Source organism: Rhodococcus pyridinivorans (genome assembly GCF_900105195.1).
GTDB lineage: Bacteria > Actinomycetota > Actinomycetes > Mycobacteriales > Mycobacteriaceae > Rhodococcus > Rhodococcus pyridinivorans.
In genome coordinates, this window is record NZ_FNRX01000002.1 from 1,917,601 (window position 1) to 1,935,478 (window position 17,878).

Here is a 17,878-nt window from a genome sequence, read left to right on the forward strand (position 1 = left end):
AGCGAGCTTGTGAAAGACGCAGCGGAGACAACACATGACTAACCAGATCAAGGGAATCCTGGGCACCAAGCTCGGCATGACCCAGGTCTTCGACGAGAACAACCGGGTTGTCCCGGTCACCGTCGTCAAGGCCGGACCGAACGTGGTCACGCAGATCCGCACCGAGGAGCGCGACGGCTACAACGCCGTGCAGCTCGCCTACGGTGCCATCGCGCCGCGCAAGGTCAACAAGCCGGTTCGCGGCCAGTTCGAGAAGGCCGGCGTCACGCCGCGCCGTCACCTGGTCGAGCTCCGGATCGAGGACGCCTCCGAGTACGAGGTCGGCCAGGAACTCACCGCCGAGGTGTTCGAGGACGGCGCCTACGTCGACGTCACCGGCACCTCGAAGGGCAAGGGCTTCGCCGGCACCATGAAGCGTCACGGCTTCGCCGGCCAGGGTGCGTCGCACGGTACGCAGGCCGTGCACCGTCGTCCGGGCTCCATCGGTGGTTGCGCCACCCCGGGCCGCGTGTTCAAGGGCACGCGCATGTCCGGCCGTATGGGCTCCGACCGCATCACGACGCAGAACCTCTCGGTCCACAAGGTGGACGCCGAGAACGGTCTGCTGCTGATCAAGGGCGCGATCCCGGGTCGCAAGGGCGGCCTCGTGATCGTCAAGACCGCAGTGAAGGGTGGTGCACGGGCATGACCAGCACCGAGACCGCAACCAAGCTGACCCTGGACGTCAAGGCCCCCGGTGGCCAGACCTCCGGCTCCGTCGATCTCCCCGCCGAGATCTTCGACGCTCCCGCGAACATCGCGCTGCTGCACCAGGTCGTCACCGCGCAGCTCGCCGCGGCCCGCCAGGGAACGCACGCCACCAAGACCCGCGGCGAGGTCCGCGGCGGTGGCAAGAAGCCGTACCGCCAGAAGGGCACCGGCCGCGCACGTCAGGGCTCGACCCGTGCGCCGCAGTTCGCCGGCGGTGGCACCGTCCACGGCCCGCAGCCGCGCGACTACAGCCAGCGCACCCCCAAGAAGATGAAGGCCGCCGCCCTGCGCGGAGCCCTCTCCGACCGGGCGCGCAACGAGCGCATTCACGTGATCACCGAACTCGTCGCGGGTCAGACCCCGTCGACGAAGAGTGCTCGCACGTTCCTGGGCGAGATCAGCGACCGCAAGAAGGTCCTGCTCGTCGTCGGCCGTGAAGACGTGGCGGCGTGGAAGTCGGTTCAGAACCTTCCCAACGTCCACGCGCTCGCGCCGGATCAGCTGAACACCTACGACGTGCTCTACAGCGATGACGTCGTGTTCAGCGTCGAGGCGCTCAACACGTTCATCCACGGGCCGGCCGAGTCCGGCCAGGAAGTGAAGGAGGAGAGCAAGTGAGCACGATCGCCGATCCTCGCGACATCCTGCTGGCTCCCGTCGTCTCCGAGAAGTCCTACGGGCTGATGGAAGAGGGCACCTACACCTTCCTGGTCCATCCGGACTCGAACAAGACGCAGATCAAGATTGCCGTCGAGAAGGTCTTCGGCGTCAAGGTGAGCAGCGTCAACACCGCCAACCGTCAGGGCAAGCGCAAGCGGACCCGGTTCGGTTACGGCAAGCGCAAGAACACCAAGCGCGCGCTCGTGACCCTCACGGCCGACAGCAAGCCCATCGAGATCTTCGGAGGCCCGGTCGCCTAGCGATCGGAACTCTCGAGAGATAGAGGACGAGAAGACTCATGGCAATCCGTAAGTACAAGCCGACTACGCCGGGCCGTCGTGGCGCCAGCGTGGCGGACTTCGCCGAGATCACTCGGTCGACGCCCGAGAAGTCGCTGGTGCGCCCGCTGCACGGTCGCGGTGGACGTAACGCGCACGGCCGCATCACCACCCGTCACAAGGGTGGCGGACACAAGCGCGCCTACCGCCTGATCGATTTCCGTCGCAACGACAAGGACGGCGTGCCGGCCAAGGTCGCTCACATCGAGTACGACCCCAACCGCACCGCGCGCATCGCGCTGCTCCACTACGTGGACGGCGAGAAGCGCTACATCATCGCCCCCAAGGGCCTCGTGCAGGGTGCTCCCGTCGAGTCGGGCCCCAACGCCGACATCAAGCCCGGCAACAACCTGCCGCTGCGCAACATCCCGACGGGTACGACCATCCACGCGGTCGAGCTGCGTCCGGGTGGCGGCGCCAAGATGGCCCGCTCCGCCGGCGCGAGCATCCAGCTCCTCGGTAAGGAAGGCACCTACGCCACGCTGCGTATGCCCTCCGGCGAGATCCGTCGCGTCGACGTGCGCTGCCGCGCCACCGTCGGCGAGGTCGGCAACGCCGAGCAGTCGAACATCAACTGGGGCAAGGCCGGCCGTATGCGCTGGAAGGGCAAGCGCCCGACCGTCCGTGGTGTCGTGATGAACCCGGTCGACCACCCGCACGGTGGTGGCGAGGGCAAGACCTCGGGTGGTCGCCACCCGGTCAGCCCATGGGGCAAGCCCGAGGGCCGCACCCGCAAGAACAAGGCGTCCGACAAGCTCATCGTCCGTCGTCGCCGTACCGGCAAGAAGCGCTAGTCAAGGAGGGAGTTAGAGAATGCCACGCAGCCTCAAGAAGGGCCCGTTCGTCGACGACCACCTCCTGGCGAAGGTGGACACGCAGAACGAGAAGGGCACCAAGCAGGTCATCAAGACCTGGTCGCGCCGTTCCACGATTCTGCCCGACTTCATCGGTCATACGTTCGCTGTCCACGATGGACGCAAGCACGTGCCGGTGTTCGTCTCGGAGTCCATGGTCGGTCACAAGCTCGGTGAGTTCGCGCCGACCCGTACGTTCAAGGGCCACATCAAGGACGACCGGAAGAGCAAGCGTCGATGAGCACTGAAACCACCACCAACAGCGCTCGGGCTGTTGCGCGCCACGTGCGCGTGACCCCGATGAAGGCGCGCCGCGTCGTCGACATCGTTCGCGGTAAGTCCGTCGAGGAGGCCCTGGCCATCCTCAAGTTCGCGCCGCAGGCCGCGGCCGAGCCGGTCGCCAAGGTGATCGCGTCGGCCGCTGCGAACGCGCAGAACAACTACAACCTCGACCCCAGCACGCTCGTCGTCGCGACTGCGTACGTGGACGAGGGTGCGACCCTGAAGCGGTTCCAGCCGCGTGCCCAGGGCCGTGCGTTCCGCATCCGCAAGCGGTCGAGCCACATCACCGTGATCGTGGAAAGCGTCGGGTCGGCCTCGACTCGTAACCGCCGGAAGGGAGCTCAGTAGTGGGCCAGAAGATCAACCCGCACGGCTTCCGTCTGGGCGTCACCACCGACTGGAAGTCTCGTTGGTACGCGGACAAGCAGTACGCGGACTACGTCAAGGAAGATGTCGCGATCCGCAAGTTCCTGGCCTCCGGCCTCGAGCGCGCCGGCATCGCGAAGGTCGAGATCGAGCGCACCCGCGACCGTGTGCGTGTGGACATCCACACCGCTCGTCCCGGGATCGTCATCGGACGCCGCGGCGCCGAGGCCGATCGCATCCGCGCCGAGCTCGAGAAGCTGACCGGTAAGCAGGTCCAGCTGAACATCCTCGAGGTCAAGAACTCGGAGTCCGAGGCTCAGCTCGTGGCGCAGGGCGTCGCCGAGCAGCTCTCGAACCGTGTCGCCTTCCGTCGTGCGATGCGCAAGGCCATCCAGTCGGCCATGCGTCAGCCGAACGTCAAGGGCATCCGCGTGCAGTGCTCGGGCCGCCTCGGTGGCGCCGAGATGTCGCGTTCGGAGTTCTACCGCGAAGGTCGCGTCCCGCTGCACACGCTGCGCGCGGACATCGATTACGGCCTCTACGAGGCACGGACCACCTTCGGCCGCATCGGCGTGAAGGTCTGGATCTACAAGGGCGACATCGTCGGTGGCCGTCGTGAGCTCGCTGCTGCTGCAGCTGCTCCCGCCGACCGGCCGCGTCGTGAGCGTCCGAGCCGCCCGCGTCGTTCCGGCGCGTCGGGCACCACCGCGACGAGCACCGAGGCCGGCCGCGCCGCATCGAGCGACGCTCCTGCCTCGACCGAGAACAAGGAGGGCTGACGCAATGTTGATCCCCCGGCGGGTCAAACACCGCAAGCAGCACCATCCGAGCCGTACGGGTGCCGCCAAGGGCGGAACCCAGGTGGCCTTCGGTGACTACGGCATCCAGGCTCTCGAGCCGGCCTACATCACCAACCGGCAGATCGAGTCCGCTCGTATCGCCATGACCCGGCACATCAAGCGTGGCGGCAAGATCTGGATCAACATCTTCCCGGATCGCCCCCTCACCAAGAAGCCTGCCGAGACCCGCATGGGTTCCGGTAAGGGTTCGCCGGAGTGGTGGGTCGCGAACGTCAAGCCCGGTCGCGTGCTGTTCGAGATGAGCTACCCCAACGAGGAGATTGCGCGCGAGGCTCTGCGTCGCGCGATGCACAAGCTCCCCTGCAAGTGCCGCATCGTGACGAGGGAGGAGCAGTTCTGATGGCTACCGGTACCCCCGCCGCGGAACTCCGCGAGCTGAGCGACGAAGAGCTGACCGACAAGCTCCGCGAAGCCAAGGAAGAGCTGTTCAACCTCCGCTTCCAGATGGCCACCGGCCAGCTGGACAACAACCGTCGGCTCCGCGTGGTGCGCAACGAGATCGCCCGTATCTACACGGTGCTGCGCGAGCGCGAGCTCGGACTGGCCACCGGCCCGAATGCGGGTGACGTGGCATGAGTGAGGAAAAGGCAGTGAGCAACCAGGAACAGCGCGCGAGCCGTAAGGTCCGCATCGGTTACGTCGTCTCGGACAAGATGGAGAAGACCATCGTCGTCGAGCTCGAGGACCGGGTGAAGCACCCGCTGTACGGCAAGATCATCCGCCGTACGACCAAGGTGAAGGCGCACGACGAGAACGGTCTGGCCGGCATCGGCGACCGCGTGCAGCTGATGGAGACCCGTCCGCTGTCCGCGTCGAAGCGCTGGCGTCTGGTCGAGGTGCTCGAGAAGGCCAAGTAAGGCCTCCTCGTCCTCGACAGGACCGAGAACATGCAGCACCCCACCACCCGCACCGCGGGCGGTGGGGTGCTGTGCGTCGGGTAGTAGGTGCAGCCCTCGCGTGGGGGAGCGGTGGACGTCGCTGCGACACGCCCGGTTCCGGGGTGGGGAGTGACATCACAATTCGCGAATTTGCCCTGCGTACGGTATATGGCCTACTCTGGACGGGTTGCTTACGGGACCCCGTGTGTGATTCGCGCGTGCGCCGCAGGCAACCGACGACCGCGTACGTCCAGGTCGGAAATCTGACGTACACACCAATCCAGGTCAAGGAGAAGTAAGTGATCCAGCAGGAGTCGCGACTGCGCGTCGCCGACAACACGGGTGCCAAGGAGATCCTCTGCATCCGCGTTCTCGGTGGCTCGTCCCGTCGCTACGCCGGAATCGGTGACGTCATCGTCGCCACCGTCAAGGACGCGATCCCCGGCGGCAACGTCAAGCGTGGCGATGTCGTCAAGGCCGTGATCGTGCGCACCGCCAAGGAGCGCCGCCGTCCGGACGGTTCCTACATCAAGTTCGACGAGAACGCTGCCGTCATCATCAAGGGCGACAACGATCCTCGCGGCACCCGCATCTTCGGACCCGTCGGTCGCGAGCTCCGCGACAAGCGGTTCATGAAGATCGTCTCGCTCGCTCCGGAGGTGCTGTGATGAAGGTGCACAAGGGTGACACCGTGCTCGTCATCTCGGGCAAGGACAAGGGTGCCAAGGGCAAGGTCATCGCGGCCTACCCGGCGACCGGCAAGGTCCTCGTCGAGGGCGTGAACCGTATCAAGAAGCACACCGCCGTCTCTGCGAACGAGCGTGGCGCCTCCTCCGGCGGCATCGTGACGCAGGAGGCCCCGATCCACGTTTCCAACGTTGCGGTCGTCGACTCGGACGGAAACCCCACCCGCGTGGGCTACCGCACCGATGAGGAAACCGGCAAGCGCGTTCGGATTTCCCGGAAGAACGGGAAGGACCTCTGACATGACTTCCACCGAGAACAAGACCCAGCCGCGCCTGAAGGCCCGCTACCGCGCCGAGATCAAGGACGCGCTGAACGCGGAGTTCGACTACGCGAACGTCATGCAGATCCCCGGCGTCGTGAAGGTCGTCGTCAACATGGGTGTCGGCGACGCCGCCCGCGACGCGAAGCTCATCAACGGAGCCGTCAACGACCTCGCGCTCATCACCGGTCAGAAGCCGGAGATCCGTAAGGCCCGCAAGTCCATCGCACAGTTCAAGCTGCGCGAGGGCATGCCGATCGGTGCGCGCGTCACGCTGCGCGGCGACCGCATGTGGGAGTTCCTGGACCGTCTCGTGTCCATCGCGCTTCCCCGTATCCGGGACTTCCGCGGCCTCAACGGCAACCAGTTCGACGGCAACGGCAACTACACGTTCGGCCTGAACGAGCAGTCGATGTTCCACGAGATCGACGTGGACAAGATCGATCGCCCGCGCGGCATGGACATCACTGTCGTGACCACCGCTACCAACAACGAAGAAGGCCGTGCCCTGCTCAAGCACCTCGGCTTCCCGTTCAAGGAGAACTGAGCCCATGGCTAAGAAGGCACTGGTCAACAAGGCCAACAAGAAGCCGAAGTTCGCGGTGCGCGCCTACACCCGCTGCCAGCGCTGCGGGCGCCCGCACTCGGTCTTCCGCAAGTTCGGACTCTGCCGCATCTGCCTTCGCGAGATGGCACACCGCGGAGAACTTCCGGGAGTTCACAAGAGCTCCTGGTGACGTGAGCGGTGGGCGGAGGACCGAGAAGTTCTCCGCCCACTGTCACGCTGTCATGGGTTCGTCGCCGATCCGTCGACGAATCCGCTATCGAAACCGAGTTTCGATGTAGGCCCACGGCCGGCATGTTCCGGCGTTGCATGGGAACCGCATCGAGAAAGGTGAACAGGTCAGCCATGACCATGACCGACCCCATCGCAGACTTCTTGACGCGTCTGCGTAACGCCAACACGGCGTACCACGACGAGGTCAAGCTCCCGTCCTCGAAGATCAAGGTGAACATCGCCGAGATCCTCAAGCGCGAGGGCTACATCTCCGACTACCGCACCGAGGACGCCGAGGTGGGCAAGACCCTCATCGTCGACCTCAAGTACGGACCTTCCCGTGAGCGCAGCCTTGCCGGCGTGCGCCGCGTGTCGAAGCCCGGCCTGCGCGTGTACGCGAAATCCACCAACCTGCCCAAGGTCCTGGGCGGCCTCGGCGTGGCGATCATCTCCACGTCCTCCGGCCTGCTCACCGATCGCCAGGCGGCCAAGCAGGGAGTGGGCGGGGAAGTCCTCGCCTACGTCTGGTAAAGGGAGGCCACCACAATGTCGCGAATCGGAAAACTCCCCGTTGCAGTTCCTTCGGGCGTCGAGATCACCATCGACGGCCAGGATGTTGCAGTCAAGGGCCCCAAGGGCAACCTGTCCCTGACGATCGCCGAGCCGATCGCCGTCGCCAAGGGCGAGGACGGGGCAATCAACGTCACGCGCCCGAACGACGAGCGTCGCAGCCGCGCGCTGCACGGCCTGTCGCGGACGCTCGTGCAGAACCTCATCGTCGGTGTCACCGAGGGTTACACCACCAAGATGGAGATCCACGGCGTCGGCTACCGCGTGGCCCTCAAGGGCAAGGACCTCGAGTTCTCGCTCGGCTACAGCCACCCCGTGCTGATCGAGGCGCCCGAGGGCATCACGTTCGCCGTCGAGAACCCCACGCGCTTCTCGATCTCGGGCATCGACAAGCAGAAGGTCGGCCAGATCGCGGCCAACATCCGCCGGCTGCGCAAGTCCGACCCCTACAAGGGCAAGGGCATCCGCTACGAGGGTGAACAGGTCCGTCGCAAGGTCGGAAAGACGGGTAAGTGATCATGAGCCAGACCGAGAACCAGAAGGCCAAGCGCATCCCGCGCGGCAAGGACGCCTCCACCACGCGTCGCCTTTCGAAGACGCGTCGTCACTTCCGCCTCCGCAAGAAGATCTCCGGCACCGCCGAGCGTCCCCGCCTCGTCGTCAACCGGTCCTCGCGCCACCTGCACGTGCAGCTGGTCGACGACCTGACGGGCACCACTCTCGCCGCAGCGTCGTCCATCGAACCCGATGTGCGCGCTCTCGAGGGCGACAAGAAGGCTCGCGGCGCGAAGGTCGGTCAGCTGATCGCCGAGCGCGCGAAGGCTGCCGGCGTGGAAGCCGTGGTCTTCGACCGCGGTGGCCACACCTACAGCGGACGCATCGCGGCCCTCGCGGACGCGGCTCGCGAAAGCGGGTTGAAGTTCTGATGACCATTTTCTCGAACGGAAGGAACGCCTGATGCCGGGACGTCAGCGGCGTGACGGCGGCAACGGCCCCGCCGGACAGAACCCCAACAGCGGTGACAACCGTGGCGGTCGCGACCGCCGCGACCGCGACTCGCGCGGCGGCAACGCTGCCGAGAAGTCGAACTACATCGAGCGTGTCGTCTCGATCAACCGTGTGTCGAAGGTCGTCAAGGGCGGTCGTCGCTTCAGCTTCACCGCTCTGGTGATCGTGGGCGACGGCAACGGCCTGGTCGGCGTCGGCTACGGCAAGGCCAAGGAAGTTCCCGCGGCCATCCAGAAGGGTGTCGAGGAAGCTCGCAAGAACTTCTTCCGCGTCCCGCTCATCGGCGGAACCATCACCCACCCCGTCCAGGGAGAGGCTGCAGCCGGTGTCGTCCTGCTGCGTCCGGCTTCCCCCGGTACCGGTGTCATCGCCGGTGGCGCTGTGCGCGCGGTGCTGGAGTGTGCGGGTGTCCACGACATCCTGTCGAAGTCGCTCGGCTCCGACAACGCCATCAATGTGGTGCACGCGACGGTTGCGGCCCTCAAGGGTCTGCAGCGTCCCGAGGAAGTCGCGGCTCGCCGTGGCCTCACCCTCGAGGAAGTTGCCCCCGCCGGCATGCTGCGCGCACGTGCACAGGCTGCTGGGAGCGTGAAGTAATGGCAGAGCTGAAGATCACCCAGATCAAGAGCACCATCGGGGCCAAGTCGAATCAGCGCGACAGCCTCCGGACCCTCGGTCTGCGGAAGATCCGCCAGTCCGTCGTCCGCGAGGACAATGCGCAGAATCGTGGCCTCATCAACGTGGTGCGTCACCTCGTCACCGTTGAGGAGGTCTGAGAATGACCATCAAGCTGCATCACCTGCGCCCGGCTCCGGGTGCGAAGACGGACAAGACCCGCGTCGGACGCGGTGAGGGTTCGAAGGGCAAGACCGCCGGCCGCGGTACGAAGGGCACGAAGGCACGCAAGAACGTGTCGCCGGCCTTCGAGGGTGGCCAGATGCCCATCCACATGCGTCTGCCGAAGCTCAAGGGCTTCAAGAACGCATTCCGTACCGAGTACCAGATCGTCAACGTCGGGGACATCGCTCGCGTGTTCCCCGAGGGTGGACAGATCGGTGTCGCGGACCTCGTGGCGAAGGGTCTGGTTCGCAAGAACCAGCTCGTCAAGGTCCTCGGCGAGGGCGAGCTGACGGTGGCCGTGCAGGTCACCGCCGACAAGTTCTCGGCCTCCGCTCAGGAGAAGATCGCTGCAGCCGGTGGCAGCGCGACCGTCCAGGCCTGACCTGTACTTTCGCGTGTGAGTCACGGCTGTCGAACGGCCGCGGTGCAGATACCTGCACCGCGGCCGTTCGCGCGTTCGCACCGGTGTCCCAAGCTGCGTTCGCAGCGGTGACATAGGCTACCGGGCTACGCCTCTCATCGGGGCCCACTGTTAGAGTTTCAGAGTTGTCTACCGTCCGACGGATCCCTCTCGATCCGTCGTCCCCGATCGGCCCGCCAGGAGGATCTTTGCTTTCCGCCTTCGTCTCGGCCCTCAGGACACCGGACCTGAGGCGGAAGATTCTCATCGCCCTCGGGCTCGTGGCGCTGTACCGCCTCGGTGCTACCGTGCCGTCCCCGGGCGTCGACTACGGCAACGTCCAGGCCTGTGTCGATCAGCTCGCCGGCAGCGAGCAGGCCGGCATCTACTCGCTGATCAATCTGTTCTCCGGCGGCGCGCTACTGCAGTTGTCGGTCTTCGCGATCGGCATCATGCCGTTCATCACCGCGAGCATCATCGTCCAGCTGCTCACCGTGGTCATTCCACGCTTCGAGGAACTGCGCAAGGAGGGCCAGTCCGGCCAGGCCAAGATGACGCAGTACACGCGTTATCTCGCCGTCGCGCTCGCCGTCCTGCAGGCCACCGGCATCGTCGCGCTCGCCGCCCGAGGGCAGCTGCTGCAGGGCTGCTCGGAGCCGATCCTCGCCGACGACAGCATCTTCGGGATGGTCGTCATCGTGCTGGTGATGACCGCCGGTGCCGCCGTCGTCATGTGGTTCGGTGAGCTCATCACCGAACGCGGTGTCGGCAACGGCATGTCGCTGCTGATCTTCGCCGGTATCGCGGCCGCGCTGCCGAGCGAGGGTCGCATGATCCTCGAATCCCGCGGCGGCCTCGTCTTCGCGATCGTCTGCGTCGTGGCCCTGGCCCTCATCACGGGTGTCGTGTTCATCGAGCAGGGTCAGCGCCGGATCCCGGTGCAGTACGCCAAGCGCATGGTCGGCCGTCGTATGTACGGCGGTTCGTCGACCTACCTGCCGCTGAAGGTCAACCAGGCGGGCATCATCCCCGTCATCTTCGCGTCGTCGCTGCTGTACCTGCCCAATCTCGTCGCGCAGCTCACCGGTGCCACGACGAACCCGGATCCGAGTTGGTGGCAGCGGATCATCAACGAGTACCTGGTCAATCCGAACAACCCGGTCTACATCGCGATCTACTTCGCCCTGATCGTGTTCTTCGTCTTCTTCTACGTCGCCATCACCTTCAATCCGGAGGAGCGGGCCGACGAGATGAAGAAATACGGCGGCTTCATCCCGGGCATCCGCCCCGGTCGCCCGACCGCCGAATATCTCAGTTTCGTGCTCAACCGCATCACGGTTCCGGGCTCGATCTACCTCGGTCTCATCGCGACGCTGCCGAACTTCTTCCTGTCCGGCAGCCAGACGGCCTCGAGCATCTTCGGTGGCGCCGCGGTTCTCATTCTCGTCAGTGTCGCGCTGGACACTGTCAAGCAGATCGAAAGTCAACTGATGCAGCGCAACTACGAAGGGTTCCTCAAGTGAGACTTGTACTGCTCGGTCCTCCCGGTGCCGGCAAGGGCACACAGGCCGCGATTCTGTCCGAGAAGCTCGGCGTCCCCGCCATCTCGACGGGCGATCTTTTCCGCGCGAACATCGGGCAGGGCACCCCGCTCGGCGTCGAGGCCAAGAAGTACATCGACGCGGGGGAGCTCGTTCCCGCCGAGATCACCAACAACATGGTGCGTGAGCGTCTGGCCGAGCCCGACGCCGCCAACGGCTTCCTCCTCGACGGCTTCCCGCGCAGCGTGGAGCAGGCCAAGGAACTCGAGAACATCCTGAAGGATCTCGGTGTCGAGCTCGATGGCGTGCTGTCCTTCGTCATCGACGAGGACGTCGTGGTCGAGCGCATGCTCGCCCGCGGTCGCGCCGACGACACCGAAGACGTGATCCGCAACCGTCTCCGGGTCTACCGTGAGGAGACGGCCCCGCTGCTCGACTACTACGCCGACTCGATCATCACGGTCGACGCGATCGGTGAGGTCGAGGAGATCAATTCGCGGGCTCTGTCCGCACTCGGAAAGTAGACGGGTAGTTCGACATGGGTTTCGGGCGCAAGCGCTCAGTGGTTCCGTTCCGCACCTCGGGTGAACTCGACGCGATGGCGGCGGCGGGAGCCGTGGTCGGTGCCGCACTCGTCGCAGTGCGCGAGGCCGCCAAGCCGGGCGTGAGCACCCTGGAACTCGACCAGGTGGCGGAATCGGTCATCCGCGATGCGGGGGCCGTTCCGTCCTTCCTGGGCTACCACGGCTTCACCGGTTCGATCTGTTCGTCGGTCAACGAGGTCGTCGTCCACGGCATCCCGTCGGTGTCGGTGGTGCTCGCCGAGGGCGACCTCGTGTCGATCGACTGCGGCGCGATCCTCGACGGCTGGCACGGCGACTCGGCATGGACCTTCGGGATCGGGGAGCTGTCGCAGGCCGACATCGACCTGAGCGAGGCCACCCGTCTGTCGCTCGAGGCCGGTATCGCGGCGATGCTCCCGGGCAACCGCCTGACCGACGTCTCGCATGCGATCGAGCAAGGCACGCATGCCGCCGAGAAGGTGCACGGCCGCTTGTACGGCATCGTCGACGGCTACGGCGGTCACGGTATCGGGCGCGAGATGCACATGGATCCGTTCCTCCCCAACGAAGGCAAGCCGGGCAAGGGCCCGAAGCTCGTCGTCGGATCGGTGCTCGCCGTCGAGCCGATGCTCACCCTCGGTACCTACGAGACCGAGGTCCTCGACGACGAGTGGACGGTGGTGACCGTCGACGGCAGCCGGGCCGCGCACTGGGAGCACACGGTAGCGGTCACCGAGGACGGCCCCCGTATCCTCACCGTCCGGCCGGAGTGACGCGAGCGGTCGTACTCCGCGGCGTCATACGTCGACGAGGAGCGTGACCGGTCCGTCGTTGACGAGGCTCACCTCCATGTGGGCCCCGAACTTCCCGGTCTCCACCGTCGCGCCGAGATCTCGTAGAGCGTTCGCGAACGCATCGACGAGAGGTTCGGCGATCGGGCGGGGAGCGGCGGCCGACCACGACGGACGCCTGCTCTTCCTCGTGTCGGCCATGAGCGTGAACTGGCTGACCACCAGGATCGGGGCGTCGACGTCGGAGGCGGATCGCTCGTCCTCGAGGATGCGCATCGTCCACACCTTCCGGGCGAGCGTCGCGGCCTTGGTCTCGTCGTCGTCGTGCGTGACGCCGACCAGCACGAGCAGACCGTGACCGTCTTCGGCCGGCGTGATGCGGGCCACCTCGGCTCCGTCGACCGCCACCGCCGCCGTGGTCACCCGCTGGATCAACGCCCGCACGTGCGGTCCTCCTCCTGGTCGTGGGCACGAGTGTGCCGGAGCTCATTTGTCCTGGACGGTCAACTTCCCGTACCATTGATCGGTGGTGCGCGCTGCGCTCCGATCGGTCCCGTGTCGAATTCCTTCGAATCTCGGTTCGTGTCCGGTCCCGGAGTTGCCGAGCGTCACGGTAACGGATGCCGATGCAACCACAACGCCGAACAACGGATCGCGGAGGATATGGCTAAGAAAGACGGGGCAATCGAGGTCGAGGGCCGGGTAATCGAACCGCTGCCCAATGCGATGTTCCGCATCGAGCTGGAGAACGGGCACAAGGTTCTCGCCCACATCAGCGGAAAGATGCGTCAGCACTACATTCGTATCCTTCCCGAGGACCGCGTTGTCGTGGAGCTTTCTCCCTACGACCTCACGCGTGGACGCATCGTCTACCGCTACAAGTAACGAAGCTTCCCCGGCCACACGGTCGGGGAGAATCATGTCGCCGGGCCGGCTCTGCCGTGTCCGGCGGCGCACATACAGGAGATCGGACTTACGTGAAGGTTCAGCCTAGCGTCAAGAAGATCTGCGAGAAGTGCAAGGTGATCCGCCGTAACGGTCGGGTCATGGTGATCTGCGAGAACCTGCGTCACAAGCAGCGTCAGGGCTAGATCCACCTTCGTCTCGAAGATCTGCTTGGCAACAAGCACGAAGACCTTCCAGCACCAGTCGCGTGGTTACGATCCTCGATCCGTCGAGGAGCTGCGCGATCAACCCCCGGTACGGAGGCCGGGGCCCCACTGTGTTTTTGAATCACACAGTTCTTCGACGCAGGGGACGGGCTGGGAGCAGACCTCCGCACACCGAATAGGAATGCCACATGGCACGTCTCGCAGGTGTCGATCTTCCCCGCGAAAAGCGGATGGAGATCGCACTCACGTACATCTACGGCATCGGCCGTACCCGCTCCCAGGAGATCCTCGAGGCCACGGGTGTCAACCCGGACCTGCGCAGCAAGGATCTGACGGACGAGGACCTCGCCAAGCTCCGCGAGTACATCGAGGAGAGCTACAAGGTCGAGGGTGACCTCCGTCGCGAGGTTCAGGCGGACATCCGCCGCAAGATCGAGATCGGCTGCTACCAGGGCCTGCGACACCGTCGTGGTCTGCCCGTGCGTGGACAGCGCACCAAGACCAACGCCCGCACCCGCAAGGGTCCGAAGCGCACCGTCGCAGGAAAGAAGAAGTAATGCCTCCCAAGTCACGCAGCACCGGTCCGAAGAAGACCCAGAAGGCACGGCGCAGGGACAAGAAGAACGTTCCGCACGGTGCCGCTCACATCAAGAGCACGTTCAACAACACCATCGTGTCCATCACGGACCCGCAGGGCAACGTGATCTCCTGGGCGTCCTCCGGCCACGTCGGCTTCAAGGGTTCGCGCAAGTCGACCCCGTTCGCCGCACAGCTCGCCGCCGAGAACGCCGCCCGCAAGGCGCAGGAACACGGTGTCAAGAAGGTCGACGTCTTCGTCAAGGGCCCGGGCTCGGGCCGCGAGACGGCGATCCGTTCCCTCCAGGCCGCAGGCCTCGAGGTCGGCACCATCTCCGATGTCACCCCGCAGCCCCACAACGGTTGCCGTCCGCCCAAGCGGCGTCGCGTCTAACGGGAAAGGAAGGTAAAGAAAAATGGCTCGTTATACCGGTCCCGTTACTCGTAAGTCGCGTCGTCTCCGTGTCGACCTGGTCGGAGGCGATCAGGCCTTCGAGCGTCGCCCCTACCCGCCCGGCCAGCACGGCCGCGCGCGGATCAAGGAGAGCGAGTACCTGCTCCAGCTGCAGGAGAAGCAGAAGGCCCGCTTCTCGTACGGCGTCATGGAGAAGCAGTTCCGTCGCTACTACGAAGAGGCCGCAAGCCGCCCCGGCAAGACCGGTGAGGTTCTGCTGGTCATCCTCGAGTCGCGCCTGGACAACGTCGTCTACCGTGCCGGCCTCGCCCGCACGCGTCGTCAGGCCCGCCAGCTGGTGAGCCACGGCCACTTCCTGGTCAACGGCAAGAAGGTCGACATCCCCAGCTACCGCGTCTCGCAGTACGACATCATCGATGTCCGCGAGAAGTCGCTGAGCACGCTGCCCTTCCAGGTCGCCCGCGAGACCCAGGGCGAGCGCCCGGTTCCGGGTTGGCTGCAGGTCGTCGGCCCGCGTCTGCGAGTGCTGGTCCACCAGCTCCCCGAGCGCGCGCAGATCGACATCCCGCTGCAGGAACAGCTGATCGTCGAGTACTACTCGAAGTAAGACACCTCGGTGTCGTGGTGTCCTCCGGTCCGTCCGGGCGGGAGGACACCGCTCCATTCCACTAGGGCGTCATATGGCGGACGCCCACAAGGAGGCAACAGATGCTCATCTCTCAGCGACCCGCACTGACCGAAGAGGTCATCGCTGAAAACCGCTCGAAGTTCGTCATCGAGCCGCTCGAGCCTGGCTTCGGGTACACCCTCGGCAACTCGCTTCGTCGCACCCTGCTCTCGTCGATCCCGGGCGCCGCTGTCACCAGCATCCGCATCGACGGCGTTCTCCACGAGTTCACCACCGTTCCCGGGGTGAAGGAGGATGTCACCGACATCATCCTGAACCTCAAGGGTCTCGTGGTGAGCTCCGAAGAGGACGAGCCGGTCACCATGTACGTCCGCAAGCAGGGGCCGGGCACCGTCACGGCCGGCGACATCGTGCCCCCGGCCGGTGTCACCATCCACAACCCGGATCTGCACATCGCCACCCTGAACGACAAGGGCAAGCTGGAGATCGAGCTCGTCGTCGAGCGCGGTCGCGGCTACGTTCCTGCCGTGCAGAACAAGGCGTCCGGCGCCGAGATCGGCCGTATCCCGGTCGACTCGATCTACTCGCCGGTGCTCAAGGTGACGTACAAGGTGGAAGCGACCCGCGTCGAGCAGCGCACCGACTTCGATCGGCTCATTCTCGACGTGGAGACCAAGAACTCGATCAGCGCGCGGGACGCGCTCGCCTCGGCGGGCAAGACCCTCGTGGAGCTCTTCGGTCTGGCTCGTGAGCTGAACGTCGAAGCAGAAGGCATCGAGATCGGTCCCTCGCCCGCCGAGGCCGACCACATCGCCTCCTTCGGACTTCCGATCGAGGACCTCGACCTCACGGTCCGGTCCTACAACTGCCTCAAGCGCGAAGGTGTCCACACCGTCGGCGAGCTCGTGGCACGGACGGAATCCGACCTGCTCGACATCCGCAACTTCGGCCAGAAGTCCATCGACGAGGTCAAGGTCAAGCTGCACTCGCTCGGCCTGTCCCTCAAGGACAGCCCGGCATCGTTCGACCCCAGCACTGTCGCCGGCTACGACGCCGCGACCGGTACCTGGAGCGATACCGAGGCCGGCTCCTTCGGTGACAACGACGGCAACGAGGACTACGCCGAGACCGAGCAGCTGTAGCAGCTCACGGTCCGTTACTAGGAGAAAATCATGCCCAAGCCCAAGAAGGGCGCCCGCTTCGGCGGATCGGCCTCGCATCAGAAGGCGCTCATGGCCAACCTGGCCACCGCGCTCTTCGAGCACGGCCGCATCACCACCACCGAGGCCAAGGCCAAGGCCCTGCGCCCGTACGCCGAGAAGCTCGTCACGCACGCCAAGGCCGGCACGCTGGCCTCGCGTCGTGAGGTGCTGAAGGTCATCCGCAACAAGGACGTCGTCCACTCGCTGTTCGCGGAGATCGGTCCCTCCTTCGAGGACCGCAACGGCGGTTACACCCGCATCATCAAGACGATGCCGCGCAAGGGCGACAACGCCCCCATGGCCATCATCGAGCTGGTGCGCGAGAAGACCGTCACCTCCGAGGCCGACCGCGCTCGCCGCGTCGCCGCCTCGCAGGCACCCGCCGAGGACAACGCGGTCCAGGCCGTCGAGGCCGAGGCCACCGACGCCGAGGTCGCGAACGCCGACGCCGTCGTCGAGGGTGTCGAGGACACCAACGCCACGGCTGCCGACGCACCCGAGGCGGACGAGGCCAAGAAGGACTAATCCACTTGGTTTCGGCATCTGCTGAAGCTCACGAGCCCGCCGACCCTTCCGAGGGCGGCGGGCTCGTGGCTTCTCACGAGACAACCCGTCTGCGACTCGACATCGCGTACGACGGCACCGACTTCTCCGGCTGGGCACGGCAGCCCGGACGTCGCACGGTGTGCGGGGAGATCGAGGAAAAGCTCTCCGCGATCGTCCGCACCCCCGTGCTGCTCACCGTCGCCGGTCGCACCGACGCCGGCGTGCACGCTTCCGGGCAGGTCGCCCACGTCGACGTCCCCACCGCGGTGCTGCCCGACGATCCGTCGCGCTGGGTCCGCCGTCTCGCACGGTTCCTGCCCCGCGACGTGCGGGTCACCGGGATCTCCGTCGCCCCCGAACATTTCGACGCGCGTTTCTCGGCGATCCGGCGCCACTACGAATACCGCCTCACCACAGCGGTGTACGGCGCCGAGCCGCTGCGTGCCCGCGACACCGTCGCGTGGCCGAAGGCCGTCGATCTCGATGCGATGCAACGCGCGTCGCAGTCGCTGCTCGGCCTGCACGACTTCGCCGCCTTCTGCAAGCGGCGGGAGGGTGCGACGACCGTACGTGAACTGCAGCGATACGACTGGACCCGCGAAGGTGACATCCTCACCGCCTATGTCAGCGCCGACGCCTTCTGCTGGTCGATGGTGCGCAGCCTCGTCGGCGCGGCCCTGGCCGTGGGGGAGGGGCGTCGCAGCGTCGAGTGGATGACGGCCCTGCTCGACGAACGCGAACGTGCGGCGTCCGTCGCGGTGGCACCGGCCCACGGCCTGTCACTGGTTCGCGTCGACTACCCTGCTGACGAGGAACTCGCCGCGCGCAACGCTGCGACGCGGGAGATGCGCGGGCCCATCACGCCCGGCTGTTGCGGATGAAGGGAACGAATGTGCGCGCACGACGGTTTGCGT

The 17,878-nt window shown here is 65.8% G+C and carries 32 protein-coding genes; 31 read left to right on the forward strand and 1 reads right to left on the reverse strand.

The window, feature by feature from the left end; all coding sequences use genetic code 11:
- Nucleotides 1-34 precede the first annotated feature (34 nt).
- The 23 genes from rplC to map all read left to right on the forward strand — a co-directional run bounded on the left by rplC (nucleotide 35) and on the right by map (nucleotide 12,467).
- The gene (rplC, locus tag BLV31_RS09155; protein WP_006554610.1) at nucleotides 35-688 is read left to right on the forward strand and encodes a 50S ribosomal protein L3; all 654 of its coding nucleotides are present in this window, start codon (nucleotides 35-37) and stop codon (nucleotides 686-688) included.
- Complete coding sequence (rplD, locus tag BLV31_RS09160; RefSeq protein ID WP_006554609.1) at nucleotides 685-1,368, forward strand: 50S ribosomal protein L4; 684 nt, start codon at nucleotides 685-687, stop codon at nucleotides 1,366-1,368. The genes rplC and rplD overlap by 4 nt, the downstream gene beginning before the upstream one ends.
- Nucleotides 1,365-1,670: a 50S ribosomal protein L23 gene (gene rplW / locus BLV31_RS09165; RefSeq protein WP_006554608.1), complete on the forward strand. Its 306-nt coding sequence runs from the start codon at nucleotides 1,365-1,367 to the stop codon at nucleotides 1,668-1,670. The genes rplD and rplW overlap by 4 nt, the downstream gene beginning before the upstream one ends.
- A 38-nt stretch (nucleotides 1,671-1,708) precedes the next feature.
- On the forward strand, nucleotides 1,709-2,542 hold the full coding sequence (gene rplB, locus BLV31_RS09170) for a 50S ribosomal protein L2 (protein WP_024101620.1): 834 nt from the start codon (nucleotides 1,709-1,711) through the stop codon (nucleotides 2,540-2,542).
- Nucleotides 2,543-2,561: 19 nt separating this feature from the next.
- Nucleotides 2,562-2,843, forward strand: coding sequence for a 30S ribosomal protein S19 (gene rpsS / locus BLV31_RS09175; protein WP_003938088.1), 282 nt, complete (start codon nucleotides 2,562-2,564; stop codon nucleotides 2,841-2,843).
- Nucleotides 2,840-3,232, forward strand: a complete 393-nt coding sequence (gene rplV / locus BLV31_RS09180) for a 50S ribosomal protein L22 (protein ID WP_006554606.1) — start codon at nucleotides 2,840-2,842, stop codon at nucleotides 3,230-3,232. The genes rpsS and rplV overlap by 4 nt, the downstream gene beginning before the upstream one ends.
- Entirely contained in the window at nucleotides 3,232-4,029 is a 798-nt protein-coding gene (gene rpsC, locus BLV31_RS09185; protein WP_006554605.1) for a 30S ribosomal protein S3, read from the forward strand. Before rplV ends, rpsC begins: the two co-directional genes overlap by 1 nt.
- 4 nt (nucleotides 4,030-4,033) lie before the next feature.
- Nucleotides 4,034-4,450 carry a 50S ribosomal protein L16 gene (rplP, locus tag BLV31_RS09190; RefSeq protein WP_006554604.1) on the forward strand — a complete coding sequence of 139 codons (417 nt, stop codon included), beginning with the start codon at nucleotides 4,034-4,036 and terminating at the stop codon, nucleotides 4,448-4,450.
- Complete coding sequence (gene rpmC, locus BLV31_RS09195) at nucleotides 4,450-4,686, forward strand: 50S ribosomal protein L29 (protein ID WP_006554603.1); 237 nt, start codon at nucleotides 4,450-4,452, stop codon at nucleotides 4,684-4,686. The genes rplP and rpmC overlap by 1 nt, the downstream gene beginning before the upstream one ends.
- Nucleotides 4,683-4,967, forward strand: a complete 285-nt coding sequence (rpsQ, locus tag BLV31_RS09200) for a 30S ribosomal protein S17 (protein ID WP_024101619.1) — start codon at nucleotides 4,683-4,685, stop codon at nucleotides 4,965-4,967. The genes rpmC and rpsQ overlap by 4 nt, the downstream gene beginning before the upstream one ends.
- A 320-nt stretch (nucleotides 4,968-5,287) precedes the next feature.
- On the forward strand, nucleotides 5,288-5,656 hold the full coding sequence (rplN, locus tag BLV31_RS09205; RefSeq protein ID WP_006554601.1) for a 50S ribosomal protein L14: 369 nt from the start codon (nucleotides 5,288-5,290) through the stop codon (nucleotides 5,654-5,656).
- Nucleotides 5,656-5,973 carry a 50S ribosomal protein L24 gene (rplX, locus tag BLV31_RS09210; protein ID WP_006554600.1) on the forward strand — a complete coding sequence of 106 codons (318 nt, stop codon included), beginning with the start codon at nucleotides 5,656-5,658 and terminating at the stop codon, nucleotides 5,971-5,973. Before rplN ends, rplX begins: the two co-directional genes overlap by 1 nt.
- A gap of 1 nt (nucleotide 5,974) precedes the next feature.
- Nucleotides 5,975-6,541: a 50S ribosomal protein L5 gene (rplE, locus tag BLV31_RS09215; protein ID WP_006554599.1), complete on the forward strand. Its 567-nt coding sequence runs from the start codon at nucleotides 5,975-5,977 to the stop codon at nucleotides 6,539-6,541.
- Nucleotides 6,542-6,545: 4 nt separating this feature from the next.
- Nucleotides 6,546-6,731, forward strand: a complete 186-nt coding sequence (locus BLV31_RS09220; RefSeq protein ID WP_006554598.1) for a type Z 30S ribosomal protein S14 — start codon at nucleotides 6,546-6,548, stop codon at nucleotides 6,729-6,731.
- 173 nt (nucleotides 6,732-6,904) lie between these two features.
- Nucleotides 6,905-7,303, forward strand: a complete 399-nt coding sequence (rpsH, locus tag BLV31_RS09225; RefSeq protein ID WP_006554597.1) for a 30S ribosomal protein S8 — start codon at nucleotides 6,905-6,907, stop codon at nucleotides 7,301-7,303.
- Nucleotides 7,304-7,318: 15 nt separating this feature from the next.
- Nucleotides 7,319-7,858, forward strand: coding sequence for a 50S ribosomal protein L6 (gene rplF / locus BLV31_RS09230; RefSeq protein ID WP_006554596.1), 540 nt, complete (start codon nucleotides 7,319-7,321; stop codon nucleotides 7,856-7,858).
- 2 nt (nucleotides 7,859-7,860) lie between these two features.
- Nucleotides 7,861-8,268 (forward strand): 50S ribosomal protein L18, encoded by a 408-nt coding sequence (gene rplR / locus BLV31_RS09235; protein WP_006554595.1) that lies wholly within the window; start codon nucleotides 7,861-7,863, stop codon nucleotides 8,266-8,268.
- A 31-nt stretch (nucleotides 8,269-8,299) separates the two neighbouring features.
- Nucleotides 8,300-8,947, forward strand: coding sequence for a 30S ribosomal protein S5 (gene rpsE, locus BLV31_RS09240; RefSeq protein ID WP_006554594.1), 648 nt, complete (start codon nucleotides 8,300-8,302; stop codon nucleotides 8,945-8,947).
- Nucleotides 8,947-9,126 carry a 50S ribosomal protein L30 gene (gene rpmD / locus BLV31_RS09245; RefSeq protein ID WP_006554593.1) on the forward strand — a complete coding sequence of 60 codons (180 nt, stop codon included), beginning with the start codon at nucleotides 8,947-8,949 and terminating at the stop codon, nucleotides 9,124-9,126. Before rpsE ends, rpmD begins: the two co-directional genes overlap by 1 nt.
- Before the next feature lie 2 nt (nucleotides 9,127-9,128).
- Complete coding sequence (gene rplO / locus BLV31_RS09250) at nucleotides 9,129-9,572, forward strand: 50S ribosomal protein L15 (RefSeq protein ID WP_006554592.1); 444 nt, start codon at nucleotides 9,129-9,131, stop codon at nucleotides 9,570-9,572.
- A 227-nt stretch (nucleotides 9,573-9,799) separates the two neighbouring features.
- Nucleotides 9,800-11,113 carry a preprotein translocase subunit SecY gene (secY, locus tag BLV31_RS09255; protein ID WP_006554591.1) on the forward strand — a complete coding sequence of 438 codons (1,314 nt, stop codon included), beginning with the start codon at nucleotides 9,800-9,802 and terminating at the stop codon, nucleotides 11,111-11,113.
- Entirely contained in the window at nucleotides 11,110-11,655 is a 546-nt protein-coding gene (locus BLV31_RS09260; RefSeq protein WP_006554590.1) for an adenylate kinase, read from the forward strand. The genes secY and BLV31_RS09260 overlap by 4 nt, the downstream gene beginning before the upstream one ends.
- Before the next feature lie 14 nt (nucleotides 11,656-11,669).
- On the forward strand, nucleotides 11,670-12,467 hold the full coding sequence (map, locus tag BLV31_RS09265) for a type I methionyl aminopeptidase (RefSeq protein ID WP_006554589.1): 798 nt from the start codon (nucleotides 11,670-11,672) through the stop codon (nucleotides 12,465-12,467).
- A 24-nt stretch (nucleotides 12,468-12,491) separates the two neighbouring features.
- On the opposite strand, the gene dtd is transcribed toward map, so the two are convergent.
- Complete coding sequence (gene dtd, locus BLV31_RS09270) at nucleotides 12,492-12,929, reverse strand: D-aminoacyl-tRNA deacylase (protein WP_033096992.1); 438 nt, start codon at nucleotides 12,927-12,929, stop codon at nucleotides 12,492-12,494.
- Nucleotides 12,930-13,148: 219 nt separating this feature from the next.
- Here dtd and infA point away from each other — a divergent pair, with 219 nt between their 5' ends.
- From infA to truA, 8 genes are all read left to right on the forward strand, one after another.
- A complete protein-coding gene (infA, locus tag BLV31_RS24665; RefSeq protein ID WP_006554587.1) occupies nucleotides 13,149-13,370 on the forward strand; it encodes a translation initiation factor IF-1 in 222 nt (73 codons plus the stop codon).
- A gap of 92 nt (nucleotides 13,371-13,462) precedes the next feature.
- Entirely contained in the window at nucleotides 13,463-13,576 is a 114-nt protein-coding gene (rpmJ, locus tag BLV31_RS09280; RefSeq protein ID WP_003938068.1) for a 50S ribosomal protein L36, read from the forward strand.
- Between the two features lie 209 nt (nucleotides 13,577-13,785).
- Nucleotides 13,786-14,154, forward strand: a complete 369-nt coding sequence (gene rpsM / locus BLV31_RS09285) for a 30S ribosomal protein S13 (RefSeq protein WP_006554586.1) — start codon at nucleotides 13,786-13,788, stop codon at nucleotides 14,152-14,154.
- On the forward strand, nucleotides 14,154-14,567 hold the full coding sequence (gene rpsK, locus BLV31_RS09290; RefSeq protein ID WP_006554585.1) for a 30S ribosomal protein S11: 414 nt from the start codon (nucleotides 14,154-14,156) through the stop codon (nucleotides 14,565-14,567). Before rpsM ends, rpsK begins: the two co-directional genes overlap by 1 nt.
- 22 nt (nucleotides 14,568-14,589) lie before the next feature.
- Nucleotides 14,590-15,195, forward strand: a complete 606-nt coding sequence (rpsD, locus tag BLV31_RS09295) for a 30S ribosomal protein S4 (protein WP_006554584.1) — start codon at nucleotides 14,590-14,592, stop codon at nucleotides 15,193-15,195.
- A gap of 101 nt (nucleotides 15,196-15,296) precedes the next feature.
- Nucleotides 15,297-16,358, forward strand: a complete 1,062-nt coding sequence (locus BLV31_RS09300) for a DNA-directed RNA polymerase subunit alpha (protein ID WP_006554583.1) — start codon at nucleotides 15,297-15,299, stop codon at nucleotides 16,356-16,358.
- A 30-nt stretch (nucleotides 16,359-16,388) separates the two neighbouring features.
- The gene (rplQ, locus tag BLV31_RS09305) at nucleotides 16,389-16,943 is read left to right on the forward strand and encodes a 50S ribosomal protein L17 (protein ID WP_006554582.1); all 555 of its coding nucleotides are present in this window, start codon (nucleotides 16,389-16,391) and stop codon (nucleotides 16,941-16,943) included.
- Nucleotides 16,944-17,008: 65 nt separating this feature from the next.
- The gene (gene truA, locus BLV31_RS09310; RefSeq protein WP_231414039.1) at nucleotides 17,009-17,845 is read left to right on the forward strand and encodes a tRNA pseudouridine(38-40) synthase TruA; all 837 of its coding nucleotides are present in this window, start codon (nucleotides 17,009-17,011) and stop codon (nucleotides 17,843-17,845) included.
- The last annotated feature ends 33 nt before the right edge of the window (nucleotides 17,846-17,878 follow it).